Raw genomic sequence first — 15,377 nt, 5'->3', positions numbered from 1 at the left:
GCTGGGCCTGGCGCTGGGCGAGGTGGGGAAGCTCAGCCGCAACCAGCCGGGCCGCTGGCTGGCCTAAACGATCCACCCCTCGGGTAGGCCGGCGAGCTGGACGCCCCGGAGCACCAACTGGCCGCCGCCGTTCATGGTGATGACCGCGTCGGCGCCGACCTGGGCCAAGGCGTATTGCGTTCCCGCAAGCAGGTGAACGCGATCCCCATCGGCGGCGCTGAAGTCGGTGACGAGGTCGAGGCCGGCATCGCCCCAGGCGTGGAAGATGTCCGCGCCTGCGCCGCCCGAAAGCGTGTCCGAACCGCGGTCGCCGGCAAGCCAGTCGTTCCCAGAACCGCCGGAGACGCTGTCGTCGCCCTGACCGCCGCGGGCCACATCGTCGCCGTCGCCGGCGGTGAGGATGTCGTGGCCGAGGTTGCCGAGGAGCACATCTTCGCCGTCGTCGCCGAAAAGGGCGTCCTGACCCTGTCCGCCGACCACCCAGTCGCCGCCCCCGCCGCCCCGGACAGTGTCGTCGCCGATGTTCCCGTGCAGGTCGTCGAAGGCGTCGCCGCCCGTCAGGTCGTCTCGTCCGTCGCCGCCGCGCAGGACGTTCGCGCCCGGTCCGCCGGAGAGGACATCATCGTCTGCGCCGCCGAACAGGCTATCGTTGCCTTCGCCGCCGGAGAGGGTGTCGGGCACGTAGCTGCCGGTGACGTGGTCGTCGCCCGCGCCGCCGTCATAGCTGCGCTGGGTGGTGTCAAGGATCACCACGTCGTCGCCGGAGGTGCCGATCGCGGGCGGCGGCGGGGGCGGGAGCGGCTCGGACGGGGCCGGCGTCGGCGGCGGCGGCGTGTTGTTGGTCACCGCAGTGGCGCCGAAGCTGGCGGCGTCATTGCCGGCGATGTCCTGGACGGCGTTGGCGTCGTTGCCGCCCGTGGGATCGGCGTAGGCGAGGGTCACCGCCTGGCCCTGAGCGACGGGCGTGGCAAGGGTCAGGGTCACCGTCCTAGCCGCACCGTTGACGGTTACGCCGGTGACGGCCATGGCCGAGCCGGCGACCATCACCGTGAAAGCGCCGGCCGCGGGCGGGCCCGCAACCGCCAGGCTCTCGGACCAGGTGAGCACCAGGGCCGCGCCGTTGACCGTGGCCGCGGAGAGTGTGGGCGGGCTGCTGTCGGGGGCCGCGGCGACCGTGAGTTCGACGTCGTTGCCATCGCCGCCGGCGTAGCTGATCACGAAATTGAACCCGTCCGCGGCGAAGTTGGCGCCCTCGGCCAGGCCCGCGAAGGTCCCCACGACGCCGTCGGCGCCGTCGTTGTCGATGATGACGAAGCTCGCACCCACGGTCGGCGTGAAGGCGCCGAGCTGGACGTCGAGAATGGCCCCGCCCAGCGTGACCGTCCCGGTGACGTCGACGACGTCGAACTGGCCGGTCGAGGCGCCGTCGATCTCCTGCTCTAGCGTCCCGCCCGAGGCGAGCGTGAGGTTGCCCGTCGAAAGCAAGCCTGGGCTTTCGCCTGCGGCGACGCGGCCGCCAGCCTGCACGGTCACCGTGCCCAAGACGTCACCCGTCCCGCCGAGCTCGCCGCCGGCCTGGACCGTGGCGCCGCCCGCCAGCGACCCGTCGATCTGCAGCCGGCCGCCTGCGACGGTGGTGAGGCCCGAGTAGGTGTTGGCGCCGGTCAGCGTGAGCTCGCCCGTGCCAGCCTTAATCAGGCCGGCGCTGGTGCTGGAGATCACGCCCGCGAAGGTCGTGTCGGTGTCCTGGTCGATAGTCAGGTCGGCGGACGTGAACTCGACCGCGCCGCCCGTCGATCCCCCGCCCGACAGCGACCCGATCGTCTGGCTCGGGCCGTCCAGGACGAGCCTCGCACCGGCCACATCGGCGATCACCACGTCGTTGGCCGCCGTCATGGCTCCGCCGTTGCCCAGCCTGACCGTGCCTCCCAGAATCGTCGTGACGCCGGAATAGGTGTTCGCGTCGGCGAGGAAGAGCTCGCCCGAGCCCACCTTCGTGATGCCGCCCGTGCCGAGGTTCACGGCGTCCAAGGCCTGGATCGTTCCGGCGCCGCCCACCGTCAGGTCATGGCCCGCGCTGCTGATGCCCTGCAGCAGGAAGAGCACGCCGGCGTCCGCCGTGATCTTGGCGTCGGAGCCGAGCGTGGTCGCGCCGTTCCAGTCGGTGGAGCCCGAGACGTGTCGAAGGGCCCCCGCGCCGCTGACCCCGTCGCCGTTGAGGATCAGGGCTTCGCCGTTGATGGTGCGATTGCCGTGGAGCTCGAGCGCGGCGCCGTCGCTGACGATCGTGCCGCCGCCGGCCGAGCCGCCGAGCGCGACGTTCTCGTAGACCTGGACCACGCCCTCCTCGACATTGACCGTGCCCGTGAACGCGTTGACGCCCCGCAGTTCGAGCGTGCCGGAGCCGTCCTTCGTGAGGTCAACGAGACCCGACAGGAAGGAGGAGGCGCGGACGGTCCCCGCGCCGCCGAGGGTCAGGCTGTGGCCGGCGCCCGACACGGCGCCGTTGATGCTGATCAGGCCGGCGTCGGAATTGATCCGGCTGTCGGCCGCAAGGGTGATGTGCTCCGGCAGGATGGAGGTGCCCGTCAGATGCCGGATGGCGCCGCCATCGGCCACGCCCGTGCCGTTCAGTCGAAGAGGGACGTCGAAGATGGCGTCGCCGTCGAACTGCAAGGCCCCGTTGGCCCCCACGTCCAGCGGGGTCCCCGCGAGGTAGCCGATCGCAAGACCCGGCTGGAGCCGCAAGGTAAGGAGGCCGTTGATCTCCGATGGGACGCTCAGCAGGTTGATGGACCCACTGGCCAGCGACGGGTCGAAGGTGATCGTATCCGCGCCGGCGCTGTTGAATGCATCCAGCAACGCCTGGCGAAAGCTGCCCGCGCCCGCGTCATTGGTGTTCGTAACTGTGAACGTCGCCATCCTGACCCCCTCAACCCAGAGGCGCAGGCATAACCCGTAATTCTACCGGATTATTGCAGAACGTCGGTATTTCTGGAGGGGCTCCGACGCCCGCCAGCGGCAAGCGCATAGATGGCAGCGACTTCGGCTAGCCGCTTGAGCGCCGGGATCGCCCGTGAAGATTCGCACCCAGCGCATGCGTCATCAGCAAGGCGTGGATGCGCCGGCGACTTGTGGTTGCGCGGTGCGCGCCCGTGTGGGCGGCGTTGGCCCCCGCTAGGATGCGTCCTACGAGGGGTATCTGAAGTTCCGCTGTCGTGTCGGAAGACAACGCCCGCTTTCCACCCCTAGCTGACGTTCAGAACGTCCGCTTCGCGGATCGTTGAGCGAAGACGATGGCTGAGCCTCACGCCATCGAGCGTCACGTTGCAGGCGTAGACAAGCACTTCGACGCCAGCCTCGGTGACCTCTTCCAGTGCCTTCGCGAAGGTCGGGTCCAGGTCCGCCGCGATCTCGAACCGCTCGCAGGCGGTCCGCTGGATGACGAACAGCACCACGGCGCGATGGCCATCGCGAACCACCTCAGCAAGCTCTCTCAGGTGGCGAGCGCCACGGGCTGACACGCAATCGGGCCACTCCGCCAGGCCGGTCTGGCGCGAGAGGGTGACGCCTTTCACCTCGACGTAGCAATCAGGATCAGACGGGTCTTCTAGGAGGAAATCGACGCGGCTCGCCCCGCCAAAGCGAACTTCCTTTCTGAAGGAAGGGTAGCGGCCTAGCTCCGGAATGGCTTTGGCCGTCAGAGCCTCCGCGACCAGGGCGTTTGGCCTCATCGTATTCACATCGACAAGTACAGGGTTTGAAGAGGGGACCTTGAAGGTGTTGATGCCCACCAGCCCGCCATCGGCCTCCACCAGCTCGAGGGTGTGGCGCAGCTTCCGCTTCGGGTCGTCCGAGGTGGACAGGAAGCACGGCAAACCGGGGGTGTTCAGGCCGAGCATGGCGCCGGGATTCGGGCAGTGGGCGGTCACCGGCGTGCCGTCCTCCAGCACCACGTCGGCGAAGAAGCGCTTGTAGCGGGACACGAGGGTTCCGCGGAGGAGCGGGGAGGGGAACTGCATGGGAGGCCCTAGATAGCCGCTCGCGGGCTTGCGCTTAAGGACGTACCCGCCATTACTGCCGCCGAAGATCCAAGGGAGCCTCCATGTCCGACCGCGAGGGCCGCGTCACCGCCGGCGTGCTGATCATCGGCGACGAGATCCTCTCGGGGCGGACCCAGGACACCAATCTCCGCGACATCGCCCGCTACCTCGGCGTCCACGGGGTCGACCTCGCCGAGGCGCGCACCGTGCCCGACGTGCTGGAGGAGATCGTGGCGGCGCTGGACGCGCTGCGGTCGCGCTACGACTACGTCATCACCACCGGCGGCATCGGACCCACCCACGACGACATCACCGCCGATGCGGTGGCCGCGGCGTTCGGCGTCGAGCTCGTGGAGCATCCCGAGATCCTGGCGATGATGGAGGCCCGCTGGGGCGACCAGCTCAACGCCGCGAGGCGGCGGATGGCGCGCGTTCCGGTGGGCGGCGAGCTGGTGAAGAACCCGGTGCAGGGGCCGCCCGGCTTCGCCATCGGCAACGTCTTCGTCCTGGCCGGCGTGCCGGCGATCATGCGCGGCATGCTGGAGGACGTGGGCCCCCGTCTCAAGGGCGGGAAGGTGACGCTGTCGCGCACCGTCCGCGTGGAGGGCTCGGGCGAGGGCCAGATCGCCGCCCCGCTGGAGGCGGTCGCCAAGGCGCACCCAGACATGTCGCTTGGCAGCTATCCCTTCTTCACGCCCGAGGGCTACGGCTCGAACCTGGTGCTGCGCGGGCGTGATCCCGAGGCGCTGGAACAGGCCGTGGCCGAGCTGATCGCCGCGCTCGAGGCGGCCGGGGTGCCCGGCGCGGCGGAGGTGGCGGCGGGCCCCGCCGCCTAGGTTGCGCTGCGACCGTGTTCGGCTATCGTCGGTCGCGCAATCGGACTCGTCTAATAGGAACTGTACCCCATGTTCGCATCGCTGCTGGCCGCGACCGTGCTGCTCGCCCAGGCCGCGCCCGCCGACGCCGCGGCCGCGGAGGCCGCCAAGGCCGCGCCGACCAAGGCTGCGGCCGAGGAAAAGGACCCGATGGTCTGCAAGAACGAGGCGGTGATCGGCTCCCGGATGCCCAAGCGGGTCTGCGCGCTGAAGAGCGTCTGGGATGCCCGCAAGCAGGAGGCCCGCGACAATCTCGAGGCGACCCAGCGCGCCGCCCAGGCGCCGCGCGGCAACTGACGCCGGCGCGCCCCTCGGGCCTTGCCTCCCGCGGGGGAAATCGCGCCTGATGCGCCCGAGGGCCGCGCCGGAGACGGCCCCGGGAGAACGCCATGTCGGAAACGCTGCAGCGGCCTGGGGATGAGCTGGGCTTCGACCCGGACGAACTGAAGGCCCGCTACCGCGCCGAGCGCGACCGGCGGCTGCGCGCCGACGGCAACGAACAGTACGTCGAGATCGCCGGCCGCTTTGCCCACTACCTGGACGATCCCTATGTGGAGCCGGGCTTCTCCCGCGCGCCCCTGACCGACGAGGTCGAGGTGCTGGTGGTGGGCGGCGGCTTCGGCGGCCTGCTCGCCGGCGCGCGGCTGCGCGAGGCCGGGATCAGGGACATCCGCATCGTCGAGAAGGGCGGTGACTTCGGCGGGACCTGGTACTGGAACCGCTACCCCGGCGCGGCCTGCGACATCGAGAGCTACATCTACCTGCCGCTGCTGGAGGAGATCGGCTACGTCCCCCGCGAGAAGTACTCGCGTGCGCCGGAGATCCTGGAGCACAGCCGCGCCATCGGGCGCCACTTCGGCCTCTACGACAACGCCTGCTTCCAGACCGAAGTCACCGAGATGCGGTGGGACGAGGACGCCGCCCGCTGGATCGTGAAGACCAACCGGGGCGACGCCATGCGGGCCCGGTTCGTGATCATGGCCAACGGTCCGCTGCACCGGCCGAAGCTGCCCGGCATCCCGGGCGTCGAGAGCTTCCAGGGCCATTCCTTCCACACGAGCCGCTGGGACTACGACTACACCGGCGGAACGTCCGAGGGCGGGCTCACCGGGCTCAAGGACAAGGTCGTCGGCATCATCGGCACGGGCGCGACCGCCGTACAGTGCATCCCGCACCTCGGGGAATGGTCGAAGCACCTCTACGTCTTCCAGCGGACGCCGTCCTCCATCGACGTGCGCAACAACCGGCCGACCGACCCGAGCTGGGCCGGGAGCCTGCAGCCCGGCTGGCAGCAGCACCGGATGGACAACTTCAACGTCCTTGTGTCCGGCGGCTTCGCCGACGAGGACCTGGTCAACGACGGCTGGACCGACATCATCGGCAACATTCTGTTGCTGGCCCGGCGCAAGGCCGCCGCCGGCGAGCCGGTGGAGGACCCGGCCAGCCTGATGCAGCTCGCGGACTTCAAGAAGATGGAGCAGGTGCGCGCCCGGGTGGACCAGGTGGTCAAGGACCGCGCCACCGCCGAGGCGCTGAAGCCCTGGTACAACCAGTTCTGCAAGCGGCCCTGCTTCCACGACGAATACCTGCCGACCTTCAACCGCGAGAACGTCACCCTGGTGGACACCAGGGGCCGCGGCGTGGAGCGGATCACCGAGCGCGGTGTGGTGGTCGACGGGCGGGAGTATCCGTTGGACTGCCTTGTCTACGCCACGGGATTCGAGGTCGGCACCGACTACACCCGCCGCTCGGGCTATGAGCTCTACGGCCGGGGCGGCGTCACCCTGACGGAGAAGTGGCGGAACGGCGCGGAGACCCTGCACGGCCTGACCACGCGCGGCTTCCCAAACTGCTTCATCGTCTCGAACGTGCAGTCCGGCTTCTCGGCCAACTTCCCGCACATGATCAACGAGCAGGTGAAGCACGCTGCCTACATCGTGAAGGCGGCCACCGAGCGGCAGGCCCGAACGGTGGAGCCGAGCCAGGAGGCCGAGGACGCCTGGGTCGACACGATCGTGAAACTCGCGGTCCTGCGCGAGCAGTTCCTGAAGGAATGCACCCCCGGCTACTACAACAACGAGGGTATGCCCGAGGCGATGACCGCCAAGAACAGCTCCTATGGCGCGGGTCCGGTGGCCTTCACCAAGGTCCTGGAGGCCTGGCGGGCCGAGGGCGGGCTGACGGGCCTCGAACTGTCGGCGAGCTGACGATTTCACCCCATCTTGGGTTGTGAGCTTGCATCCCTAGGGTGAGTCTCCGCTATACCCCCGCCCGATGGGTGGGGAAGACAGCGACGAGCCTTCGATAGCGCAGCGGGGGATCCGCGAGCTTGTGCTTGAGAACGGCGGGGCGAGCGAGGCGGAGGCCGCGCTGCTGCTGCGCGTGCTCGACCGCCTGCTGCACATCGAGGACGAGCACGGGCCGGAGGCGGTCGAGGCCGCCATGCGGGCGGTCAGGCGCGCCTGGTTTTCGGAGCGGGATCGCTAGGCGTGCTGCCCTCGGTCAGGTCGGCGAGGATCGGGCAGTCCGGGCGGTCGTCGCCGGCGCAGCAGTGCGACAGGTGGCGCAGGGTGTCGGCCATGGCCTGCATCTCGGCGATGCGGGCGTCGAGGTCGGCGATGTGCTTGTCGGCGATGGCCTTCACCTCCCGGCTCGGCCGATCGCGGTCGCGCCACAGCGAGAGCAGCCGGGTGATCTCCTCCATGGAGAAGCCCAGGCTCCGCGCGCGGCGGATGAACTTCAGCTCGTTGATCTGCCGGGCGTCGTACTCTCGGTAGTTGGCCTCCGTCCGCGCCGAGGGCCGCACCAGGCCGATCTCGTCGTAGTAGCGGATCATCTTGGCGGTGACGCCGGAGGCGCGGGCCGCCTGGCCGATGTTCATGGTCGGGCTCCTAGAGCTTCACGGCGCGCAGGCGTAGCGCGTTGCCGACGACACTGACGCTGGAGAGCGCCATGGCGGCCGCAGCCAGCGGCGGCGACAGCATCCAGCCGAACACAGGGTAGAGGATCCCCGCCGCGATCGGCACACCGGCGGCGTTGTAGACGAAGGCGAAGAACAGGTTCTGGCGGATGTTGCGCATCACCGCCCGAGACAGCCGCCTGGCCTTGACGATGCCCTGCAGGTCGCCCTGCAGCAGGGTGACCCCGGCGCTCTCGATGGCCACGTCCGCGCCCGCGCCCATGGCGACGCCCACCTCGGCGGCGGCCAGCGCCGGCGCATCGTTGACCCCGTCGCCGGCCATGGCGACCCGGCGGCCCTGGGCGCGCAGCTTCTCGACCACCGCGGCCTTGTCCTGGGGCAGGACCTCGGCCTCCACCTCGTCGATGCCCAGCCGGCGGGCGACGGCGAGCGCGGTGGTGCGGTTGTCGCCGGTCATCATCACCAGCCGCACGCCCTCGGCCTTCAGCGCGCGCACCGCCTCTGGCGTGGTGACCTTCACCGGGTCGGCGATGGCGATCGTCGCTGCCGGCGCGCCGTCGACCGCCATCAGGATGGCCGTGGCGCCGTCGGCGCGCAGCGCGTCGGCCTCGGCCGACAGGTCGGCGGCGTCGACGCCCTGCTCGGCCAGGAAACGCCCGGAGCCCAGGACGATCCGCCGGCCGTCCACCTCGCCCAGCACGCCCTTCCCGACCGGGGAGTCGAAGCCCACAGGTTCCGCCAGGGCCAGGCCGCGCTCGGCGGCGGCGCGGGCGATGGCGTCGGCCAGCGGGTGCTCGCTGCCGCGTTCGAGGCTCGCGGCGAGCCGCAGGACGCCGGCTTCGTCGAAGGCGCCCACGGGCCGCACGTCCGTGACCGCCGGGCGTCCCTCGGTCAGGGTGCCGGTCTTGTCGACCACCAGGGTGTCGATGGTCTCGAAGCGCTCGAGGGCTTCGGCGTTCTTGATCAGCACACCCGCCTGGGCGCCGCGGCCCACCCCCACCATGATCGAGATCGGCGTGGCGAGGCCCAGCGCGCAGGGGCAGGCGATGATCAGCACGGATACCGCCGCCACCAGGCCGGTGGCGTAGGGCGACTCCGCGCCCAGCAGGGCCCAGGCCACGAAGGCGGCCACGGCGACCGCGATCACCGCCGGCACGAACCAGCCGGAGACCCGGTCCGCCATCCGCTGGATCGGCGCCCGGCTGCGCTGCGCCTGGGCGACCATCTGGACGATCTGCGAGAGCAGGGTGTCGGCGCCGACCTTCTCGGCGCGCATGACGAACGAGCCGGTCTTGTTGATCGAGCCGCCCACCACACTGTCGCCGGCCTGTTTGGTGACCGGCATGGATTCGCCGGTGACCATGGACTCGTCGATCGCGACGCGCCCCTCGAGCACCTCGCCGTCCACCGGGACCTTCTCGCCGGGGCGAACGCGCAGGCGGTCCCCGACCCGGATCAGGTCCAGCGTCACCTCCTCGTCGGAGCCGTCGTCGCGCACGCGCCGGGCGGTCTTCGGCGCGAGGTCGAGCAGGGCGCGGATCGCGCCGGACGTGCGCTCGCGGGCGCGCAGCTCGAGGAGCTGGCCCAGCAGCACCAGGACGGTGATCACCGCCGCGGCCTCGAAGTAGATGGCCACCGTGCCGTCGTGCCGCCGGAAGGCGTCGGGGAAGATCCCGGGCGCGAGCGTCGCCACCACGCTGTAGAGCCAGGCCACGCCGGTCCCCATGGCGATCAGGGTGAACATGTTGAGGTTGCGGGTGACCAGCGAGCGCCAGCCGCGCTCGAAGAACGGCCAGCCGCTCCACAGCACAACCGGCGTGGCCAGGGCGAACTGGATTCCATTCGAGAGCCGCCCGCCCAGCGCCATGGTCAGCCCGGTGAGGTGGCCGCCCATCTCCAGCGCGAAGACCGGCAGGGTCAGCACGAGGCCGACCCAGAACCGGCGGGTGAAGTCCACGAGCTCCGGGTTCGGCCCCGCGTCAGCGGTGACCAGCTCCGGCTCCAGCGCCATGCCGCAGATCGGGCAGGAGCCCGGGCCCACCTGCCGGACGTCCGGATGCATCGGGCAGGTGTAGATGGTCCCGGGCGGAGCGGCGGGCGCCTCGGCCGCCTGCGGCGACAGGTAACGCTGGGGATCCGCCTCGAACTTGGTCCGGCAGCCGGCGGAGCAGAAGTAGTAGGGATGGCCGGCGTGCTCGGCCCGGTAGGGCGTCTTGTGCGGATCGACGGTCATGCCGCAGACCGGATCCTTCACGGCGTGCGCGGCGTCGGCGTGGTCGTGGTCGTGGTCGTGGTGCGCAGGCCCGTGGTGGGCATGGTCGTGCGCGGGGCCGTGGCAGCAGCTCTTGGACATGGTCGGTCTCCACCTCCTGCGGTGAGGCCCGCCTCAGATGGACCTTCCCATGATGGGAGGGTCAAGGGCCGGCGGCGATGTTCCTGCGCCGGCCTGCGGTCGCCCCGCCCGCGGCGCTGGACTGACGTTGCGTCCGGCGCCCAAGGCTGCCTCCAACGACACCAACGCATCCCGAGGAACCGCCATGCCCGAAGCCCTGATCATCGACGCCGCCCGCACCCCCCGGGGCATCGGCAAGGTCGGCAAGGGGGCGCTCGCCGACTTCCACCCGCAGCACCTGGCGGCCACCGTTCTCAAGGCCATCGCCGAGCGCAACCAGCTCAAGACCGAGGAGGTGGACGACATTATCTGGGGGACCTCGTCCCAGCGGGGCAAGCAGGGCGGCGACATGGGCCGCATGGCGGCGCTGGACGCGGGCTTCGACACCCGCGCCAGCGGCGTCACCCTCGACCGGTTCTGCGGCTCGGGGATCACCGCGGTGAACCTGGCCGCCGCCCAGATCATGTCGGGCATGGAAGATCTGGTGATCGCCGGCGGCACGGAGATGATGAGCTACACCGCCGCCACCGCCACCGGGCAGGGGCCGGACGGCGGCCCCGCTTTGATCGACAGCGGCAACACGCGGCTGCGCGCCAAGCATCCCCAGTCGCACCAGGGGGTCTGCGCCGACGCCATCGCGACGATGGAGGGGATCTCCCGCGAGGCGCTGGACGAGCTGGCCTACCTCAGCCAGCAGCGCGCCGACCAGGCGATCCGCGAGGGCCGTTTCGACCGCTCGGTGGTGCCGGTCTATCGCGATGACGGCACGGTGGCCCTCGACCGCGAGGAGTTCCCGCGCCCGCAGACCACCCGCGAGGGGCTGGCGGCGCTGAAGCCGTCGTTCGAGGCCATGGCGAACGTGCCGCTGGACAACCACGGCACCACGCTCGCCGGCCTGATCAACCGGGTCTATCCGGACCTGAAGATCCAGCACTTCCACCACGCGGGGAACTCCTCGGGCGTGGTCGACGGCGCCGCCGCGGTCCTGCTCGCCTCCCCGGACTACGCGCGGAAGAACGGCTTGAAGGCGCGCGCCCGGGTGGTGGCCATGGCCAATGTCGGCGACAGCCCGACCCTGATGCTGAACGCCCCGGTGCCGGCGGCGAAGAAGGTGCTTAAGAAGGCGGGCCTCACCCCCGACGACATCGACCTGTGGGAGATCAACGAGGCCTTCGCGGTGGTGGCCGAGAAGTTCATCCGCGACCTCGACCTCGACCGGGAGAAGGTCAATGTGAACGGCGGGGCCATGGCGCTCGGCCATCCCATCGGCGCCACCGGCTCGATCCTGATCGGCACCATCGTCGATGAGCTGGAGCGCCGCGACCTGAAGCGCGGCCTCGTCACCATGTGCGCCGCGGGCGGCATGGCGCCGGCGATCATCGTCGAGCGGGTCTAGCCTCGGCGGAACTTCCCGCCGCCGCGCGCGTCCCTGAGGCCTGGCGAGGCTTCAGGGAGGGCGTGTGAGCCTTTTCGCACTGGGCGTTCTGGCGAGCCTGGCCGCGGGCGTCGCCACCGGCGTGGGCGCGCTCCCGCTGCTGATGGTCCGCAAGCTGTCGGACGACGCCCAGAACATCTTCCTGGGCTTCGCGGCGGGCGTGATGCTCGCCGCCGCCTTCTTCTCCCTGCTGATCCCGGCCCTCGACGCGGCGGAGATCGCCACCGGCAGCGAGACGACCGCCGCCCTGATCGTCGTCGCGGCGGTGCTGCTGGGCGCGGCGGCCCTGCACCTGCTGAACGCCTTCGCCCCGCACGAGCACTTCCTGGCCGGTCACCACGGCGCCGACGCCCCGGCGCTCGGACGCGTGTGGCTGTTCGTGATCGCCATCACCCTGCACAACATCCCCGAGGGGCTGGCCGTGGGCGTGAGCTACGGGGTGGGGGCGGAGAAGGGCGGTCCCGTCGCCCTGGGCATCGGCCTGCAGAACATGCCCGAGGGGCTGGCGGTCGCCGCCTCGCTCGCCGCCTTCTACCCGCGGCGGTTCGCCGTCGGCCTCGCGCTGGCCACCGGCCTCGTGGAGCCGGTGGCCGCCGCGCTGGGCCTGGGCGCCGTCTCCCTCGCCACCGGCCTGCTGCCCTGGGGCCTGGGCTTCGCCGCCGGGGCCATGATCTGGGTGGTGAGCAGCGAGATCATCCCCGAGACCCACCGCGAGAACCGCCAGGGCCTCAGCACCGCCGCCCTGATGGTCGGCCTCGTCAGCATGATGTTCCTCGACGTGGTCTTCGGCTGAGCGCCCGCCGCCTCGACCGCCGGGGCCTTTGCCGCTAAGCCTCCGGACGCCGGGGACATGGCGAAACTGGTAGACGCAAGCGACTTAAAATCGCTCGGAGCAATCCGTCCGGGTTCGACCCCCGGTGTCCCCACCAGCCCACCACGCCGGGCTTGAAGGGCCGGTCGGGCTCGTTTTGAGCAGCGGCGCCGCAGTTTTGAACACCGGGAACCTCGTGGAAGCTGCGCCGTTCCACCGTCGCGGCGGATCCGTCATGTCCGCCGCCGACAGTCTGTGAAGGTCGCAGGCGACCGTTACGAGTCCCCCGGGTCGCCCGCAGGAAGTCCCCCGGTCCCGCCATAGGCCGGGGGCTTTTCGTTTGCGCCGCATCCGGCTTCAGTGGCGGCTCGTCACGAGGGAGAAGGGACCATGGCGGACCGGCTGAACATCCTGGGCTTCGCGGGCAGCCTGCGGCAGGGCTCGCTCAACCGCGCCCTGCTGCGCGCCGCCCAGGCGCTGGCCCCCGAGGGCATGGCCATCGCGGTGTTCGACCTGCGCGCCGTGCCCCTCTACGACGGGGACGTTGAGGCCGAGGGCGATCCGGAGGGCGTGGCGGCGTTCAAGCGCGCGATCGCCGAGGCCGACGGGGTGATCATGGTGACGCCCGAGTACAACCATGGCGTCCCCGGCGTGATGAAGAACGCGGTCGACTGGGCCTCGCGGCCGCCGCGCGGGGCGCCGCTGGACGGCAAGCCCGTGGGCCTGATCGGCGCCTCGCCCGGCATGACCGGCTCGGCTCGCGGGCAGAGCCAGCTTCGCCAGGCCTTCGAATTCACTAACTCGCCCTGCATGGCGCAGCCCGAGCTGCTCGTCGCCCGGGCGCACGAGAAGTTCGACGCCGAAGGGCGGCTCACCGACGAGACGACGGCGAAGTACCTGGTCCGCTGGCTGGAGGCGTTCGCCGCCTTCGTGCGCCGCCAGGCCGCCGCCGGTGTGGCGTCCTAGTCGAGGCGGGTCTGGACGCGGCGCAACTCGGGGAAGCCCTTGAGCTGCGTCCAGATCATCACCGGCTTGCCGTTCCGCTCGCCGCTCATGGTGCAGGTGAAACCCTGGAAGGGCGCGCCGTCGCGGCGGATCAGCAGCACGCCGTTGGACGTGATCTCGGCGCGGTAGGTCACCCCGTCGGTGCGGTCCAGCTCGTCCAGGCGGGCGTGGATCCCCGGGACGTCGGTCTCCCGCTGGTTCGTGCCGTAGTACATCATGCCGCCGTCGGCCCGGAATCGCAGGTAGTCGTGCGGCAGGGCGGCGTAGTGCTGCTCGGCGCCGGTCTCCTTGGCGGTCACCACCTGGCTGTCCCACAGCCCCACGATGTCGGCGAAGCCGCAGGGGCGTCCCTCCGCCAGGGGTTCGGGCGCGATGACCGGCTGCGCCCCGGCCGGGGCGGCCGCCGCGAGGGCCAGGGCGGCTGCGGCGCCCAGCTTCCAGGTCGTCATCCGTGGGCTTCCTTTTGCTGCGCGAGCCCCTAGGGGGCGAAGGTGGCGGCTTCGCGGCGCAGCGCGGCCGTCAGTCGGTGAACACCACCGTCTTGCGCCCGTTCAGCAGCACCCGGTCCTCCAGGAACCAGCGGACGGCCCGGGCCAGCACCCGGCGCTCGATGTCGCGGCCCTTGCGGACCAGGGCGGCCGGGGTGTCGCGGTGGCTGATCCGCTCCACGTCCTGTTCGATGATCGGGCCCTCGTCCAGGTCGGCGGTGACGAAGTGGGCCGTCGCCCCGATCAGCTTCACGCCTCGGGCGTGGGCCTGGTGGTAGGGCCGCGCGCCCTTGAAGCCCGGCAGGAACGAGTGGTGGATGTTGATGCAGCGGCCTTCCAGCTTGCCGGCCAGGTCGTCCGAGAGGACCTGCATGTAGCGGGCGAGGATGACGAGGTCGGTGCGGGTCTCCTGCACCAGCTTCCAGAGCTGGGCCTCCTGCTGGGCCTTGCTCTCAGGCGTCACCGGCAGGTGGTGGAAGGCGATGCCCTTGAGATCGGTGTGCGGGAAGGTGGACGCGGCGTGGTTTGAGACCACGGCCGAAATGTCCATGGGCAGCTCGCCCTGGCGCCAGCGCCAGATCAGGTCGGCCAGGCAGTGGTCGGTCTGCGACGCCAGGATCATCACCCGGCGCTTCTGCCTGGGGTCCCGCAGGGTCCAGTCCATGGCGAGCTGGGCGGCCAGTTCGCCGAACGCCCCCCGCAGCGGCTCCAGCGCGTCGCCCTCGGCGAGGTCGAACACCACGCGCATGAAGAAGCGGCCGGTCTCGGCGTCGTCGTACTGCTGGGCGTCGACGATGTTGGCGCCGCGCTCGTAGAGCAGGGCGGCCACGCGGGCGACGATGCCCGTGCGGTCGGGGCAGGAGAGGGTGAGGATCATCAGGCTTTCAGGCGGCGGGCCACGTACTCGAGCGCCAGCTCGTAGCCGGCGACGCCCAGGCCGGCGATGACGCCGGTGGCCGCCGGGCTCATCAGGCTCTCGCCGCGCCAGCGCGCCTCGGTCTCGGCCCGCTTGTGGATGTTGGAGATGTGCACCTCGACCACCGGGCACTCGCACATCTTCAGTGCATCGAGCACGGGGACGGAATTGTAGCTGAGGCCCGCCGGGTTGATCACCACGCCGGCCGACTGCCGGGCCTCCTGGATCCAGCCGACCATCTCGTGCTCGGCGTTGGTCTGGCGGAAGACCAGCTCGAAGCCCTCGCGCTCGGCGATCTTGCGGCAGCGCGCCTCGACGTCGGCCAGGGTGTCGCGGCCATAGACCTCGGGCTCGCGCTGGCCGAGCAGGTTCAGGTTCGGGCCGTTGAGGACGTGGACGACGCGGGCCATGGGCGGTTCCCCCTCCGAAGAGGGCGCAGGCAATAGCCGATCCTGCGGCGTCGTCACAGCCCCGCTGTCGTGGACGGGGCGG

At 70.8% G+C, this 15,377-nt stretch carries 14 protein-coding genes and 1 tRNA gene; 8 read left to right on the top strand and 7 right to left on the bottom strand.

Annotated elements, in window-relative coordinates; translation table 11 throughout:
* Positions 1-63: 63 nt before the first annotated feature.
* A complete protein-coding gene (locus ACE3Q8_RS03880; protein WP_374468925.1) occupies positions 64-2,922 on the bottom strand; it encodes a SwmB domain-containing protein in 2,859 nt (952 codons plus the stop codon).
* 326 nt (positions 2,923-3,248) lie between these two features.
* On the bottom strand, positions 3,249-4,022 hold the full coding sequence (gene sfsA, locus ACE3Q8_RS03875) for a DNA/RNA nuclease SfsA (RefSeq protein WP_374468924.1): 774 nt from the start codon (positions 4,020-4,022) through the stop codon (positions 3,249-3,251).
* 83 nt (positions 4,023-4,105) lie between these two features.
* On the opposite strand from sfsA, the gene ACE3Q8_RS03870 reads away from it, so the two are divergent.
* The 4 genes from ACE3Q8_RS03870 to ACE3Q8_RS03855 all read left to right on the top strand — a co-directional run bounded on the left by ACE3Q8_RS03870 (position 4,106) and on the right by ACE3Q8_RS03855 (position 7,405).
* On the top strand, positions 4,106-4,879 hold the full coding sequence (locus ACE3Q8_RS03870) for a competence/damage-inducible protein A (protein ID WP_374468923.1): 774 nt from the start codon (positions 4,106-4,108) through the stop codon (positions 4,877-4,879).
* Positions 4,880-4,948: 69 nt separating this feature from the next.
* Entirely contained in the window at positions 4,949-5,215 is a 267-nt protein-coding gene (locus ACE3Q8_RS03865) for a hypothetical protein (protein WP_374468922.1), read from the top strand.
* Positions 5,216-5,307: 92 nt separating this feature from the next.
* Entirely contained in the window at positions 5,308-7,125 is a 1,818-nt protein-coding gene (locus ACE3Q8_RS03860) for a flavin-containing monooxygenase (protein ID WP_374468921.1), read from the top strand.
* Positions 7,126-7,249: 124 nt separating this feature from the next.
* Positions 7,250-7,405: a hypothetical protein gene (locus ACE3Q8_RS03855; protein ID WP_374468920.1), complete on the top strand. Its 156-nt coding sequence runs from the start codon at positions 7,250-7,252 to the stop codon at positions 7,403-7,405.
* Here ACE3Q8_RS03855 and cueR read toward each other — a convergent pair.
* Together cueR and ACE3Q8_RS03845 are read right to left on the bottom strand one after the other, a co-directional pair.
* Entirely contained in the window at positions 7,371-7,799 is a 429-nt protein-coding gene (gene cueR / locus ACE3Q8_RS03850; RefSeq protein ID WP_374468919.1) for a Cu(I)-responsive transcriptional regulator, read from the bottom strand. The two genes, ACE3Q8_RS03855 and cueR, sit on opposite strands and share 35 nt — an antisense overlap.
* 10 nt (positions 7,800-7,809) lie before the next feature.
* Positions 7,810-10,191 carry a heavy metal translocating P-type ATPase gene (locus ACE3Q8_RS03845; RefSeq protein WP_374468918.1) on the bottom strand — a complete coding sequence of 794 codons (2,382 nt, stop codon included), beginning with the start codon at positions 10,189-10,191 and terminating at the stop codon, positions 7,810-7,812.
* 184 nt (positions 10,192-10,375) lie between these two features.
* Between ACE3Q8_RS03845 and ACE3Q8_RS03840 the strand changes: the two genes are divergently transcribed.
* From ACE3Q8_RS03840 to ACE3Q8_RS03825, 4 genes are all read left to right on the top strand, one after another.
* Positions 10,376-11,626, top strand: a complete 1,251-nt coding sequence (locus tag ACE3Q8_RS03840) for an acetyl-CoA C-acetyltransferase (protein ID WP_374468917.1) — start codon at positions 10,376-10,378, stop codon at positions 11,624-11,626.
* Positions 11,627-11,690: 64 nt separating this feature from the next.
* Positions 11,691-12,458 (top strand): ZIP family metal transporter, encoded by a 768-nt coding sequence (locus tag ACE3Q8_RS03835; RefSeq protein WP_374468916.1) that lies wholly within the window; start codon positions 11,691-11,693, stop codon positions 12,456-12,458.
* Positions 12,459-12,509: 51 nt separating this feature from the next.
* Positions 12,510-12,594: transfer RNA gene (locus tag ACE3Q8_RS03830), tRNA-Leu, on the top strand.
* A 272-nt stretch (positions 12,595-12,866) separates the two neighbouring features.
* Positions 12,867-13,442 (top strand): NADPH-dependent FMN reductase, encoded by a 576-nt coding sequence (locus tag ACE3Q8_RS03825; protein ID WP_374468915.1) that lies wholly within the window; start codon positions 12,867-12,869, stop codon positions 13,440-13,442.
* On the opposite strand, the gene ACE3Q8_RS03820 is transcribed toward ACE3Q8_RS03825, so the two are convergent.
* From ACE3Q8_RS03820 to ACE3Q8_RS03810, 3 genes are all read right to left on the bottom strand, one after another.
* Positions 13,439-13,930, bottom strand: a complete 492-nt coding sequence (locus ACE3Q8_RS03820) for a hypothetical protein (protein WP_374468914.1) — start codon at positions 13,928-13,930, stop codon at positions 13,439-13,441. The two genes, ACE3Q8_RS03825 and ACE3Q8_RS03820, sit on opposite strands and share 4 nt — an antisense overlap.
* Positions 13,931-14,000: 70 nt before the next feature.
* A complete protein-coding gene (gene purU / locus ACE3Q8_RS03815; RefSeq protein WP_374468913.1) occupies positions 14,001-14,846 on the bottom strand; it encodes a formyltetrahydrofolate deformylase in 846 nt (281 codons plus the stop codon).
* Positions 14,846-15,295, bottom strand: a complete 450-nt coding sequence (locus tag ACE3Q8_RS03810; protein ID WP_374468912.1) for a type II 3-dehydroquinate dehydratase — start codon at positions 15,293-15,295, stop codon at positions 14,846-14,848. The genes purU and ACE3Q8_RS03810 overlap by 1 nt, the downstream gene beginning before the upstream one ends.
* Positions 15,296-15,377 lie beyond the last annotated feature (82 nt).

Origin of the sequence: Phenylobacterium sp., assembly GCF_041913825.1 — a bacterium.
Classification (GTDB): Bacteria; Pseudomonadota; Alphaproteobacteria; order Caulobacterales; family Caulobacteraceae; genus Phenylobacterium.
The sequence above is the reverse complement of the archived record's forward strand: the minus strand, read 5'-3'. Positions and strand labels throughout refer to the sequence as shown.

What these genes read in the sequence shown, in the direction of transcription:
- ACE3Q8_RS03880 (WP_374468925.1), bottom strand. Translation starts at nt 2,922, where the DNA reads ATGGCGACGTTCACAGTTACGAACACCAATGACGCGGGCGCGGGCAGC.
- sfsA (WP_374468924.1), bottom strand. Translation starts at nt 4,022, where the DNA reads ATGCAGTTCCCCTCCCCGCTCCTCCGCGGAACCCTCGTGTCCCGCTAC.
- ACE3Q8_RS03870 (WP_374468923.1), top strand. Translation starts at nt 4,106, where the DNA reads ATGTCCGACCGCGAGGGCCGCGTCACCGCCGGCGTGCTGATCATCGGC.
- ACE3Q8_RS03865 (WP_374468922.1), top strand. Translation starts at nt 4,949, where the DNA reads ATGTTCGCATCGCTGCTGGCCGCGACCGTGCTGCTCGCCCAGGCCGCG.
- ACE3Q8_RS03860 (WP_374468921.1), top strand. Translation starts at nt 5,308, where the DNA reads ATGTCGGAAACGCTGCAGCGGCCTGGGGATGAGCTGGGCTTCGACCCG.
- cueR (WP_374468919.1), bottom strand. Translation starts at nt 7,799, where the DNA reads ATGAACATCGGCCAGGCGGCCCGCGCCTCCGGCGTCACCGCCAAGATG.
- ACE3Q8_RS03845 (WP_374468918.1), bottom strand. Translation starts at nt 10,191, where the DNA reads ATGTCCAAGAGCTGCTGCCACGGCCCCGCGCACGACCATGCCCACCAC.
- ACE3Q8_RS03840 (WP_374468917.1), top strand. Translation starts at nt 10,376, where the DNA reads ATGCCCGAAGCCCTGATCATCGACGCCGCCCGCACCCCCCGGGGCATC.
- ACE3Q8_RS03825 (WP_374468915.1), top strand. Translation starts at nt 12,867, where the DNA reads ATGGCGGACCGGCTGAACATCCTGGGCTTCGCGGGCAGCCTGCGGCAG.
- ACE3Q8_RS03820 (WP_374468914.1), bottom strand. Translation starts at nt 13,930, where the DNA reads ATGACGACCTGGAAGCTGGGCGCCGCAGCCGCCCTGGCCCTCGCGGCG.
- purU (WP_374468913.1), bottom strand. Translation starts at nt 14,846, where the DNA reads ATGATCCTCACCCTCTCCTGCCCCGACCGCACGGGCATCGTCGCCCGC.
- ACE3Q8_RS03810 (WP_374468912.1), bottom strand. Translation starts at nt 15,295, where the DNA reads ATGGCCCGCGTCGTCCACGTCCTCAACGGCCCGAACCTGAACCTGCTC.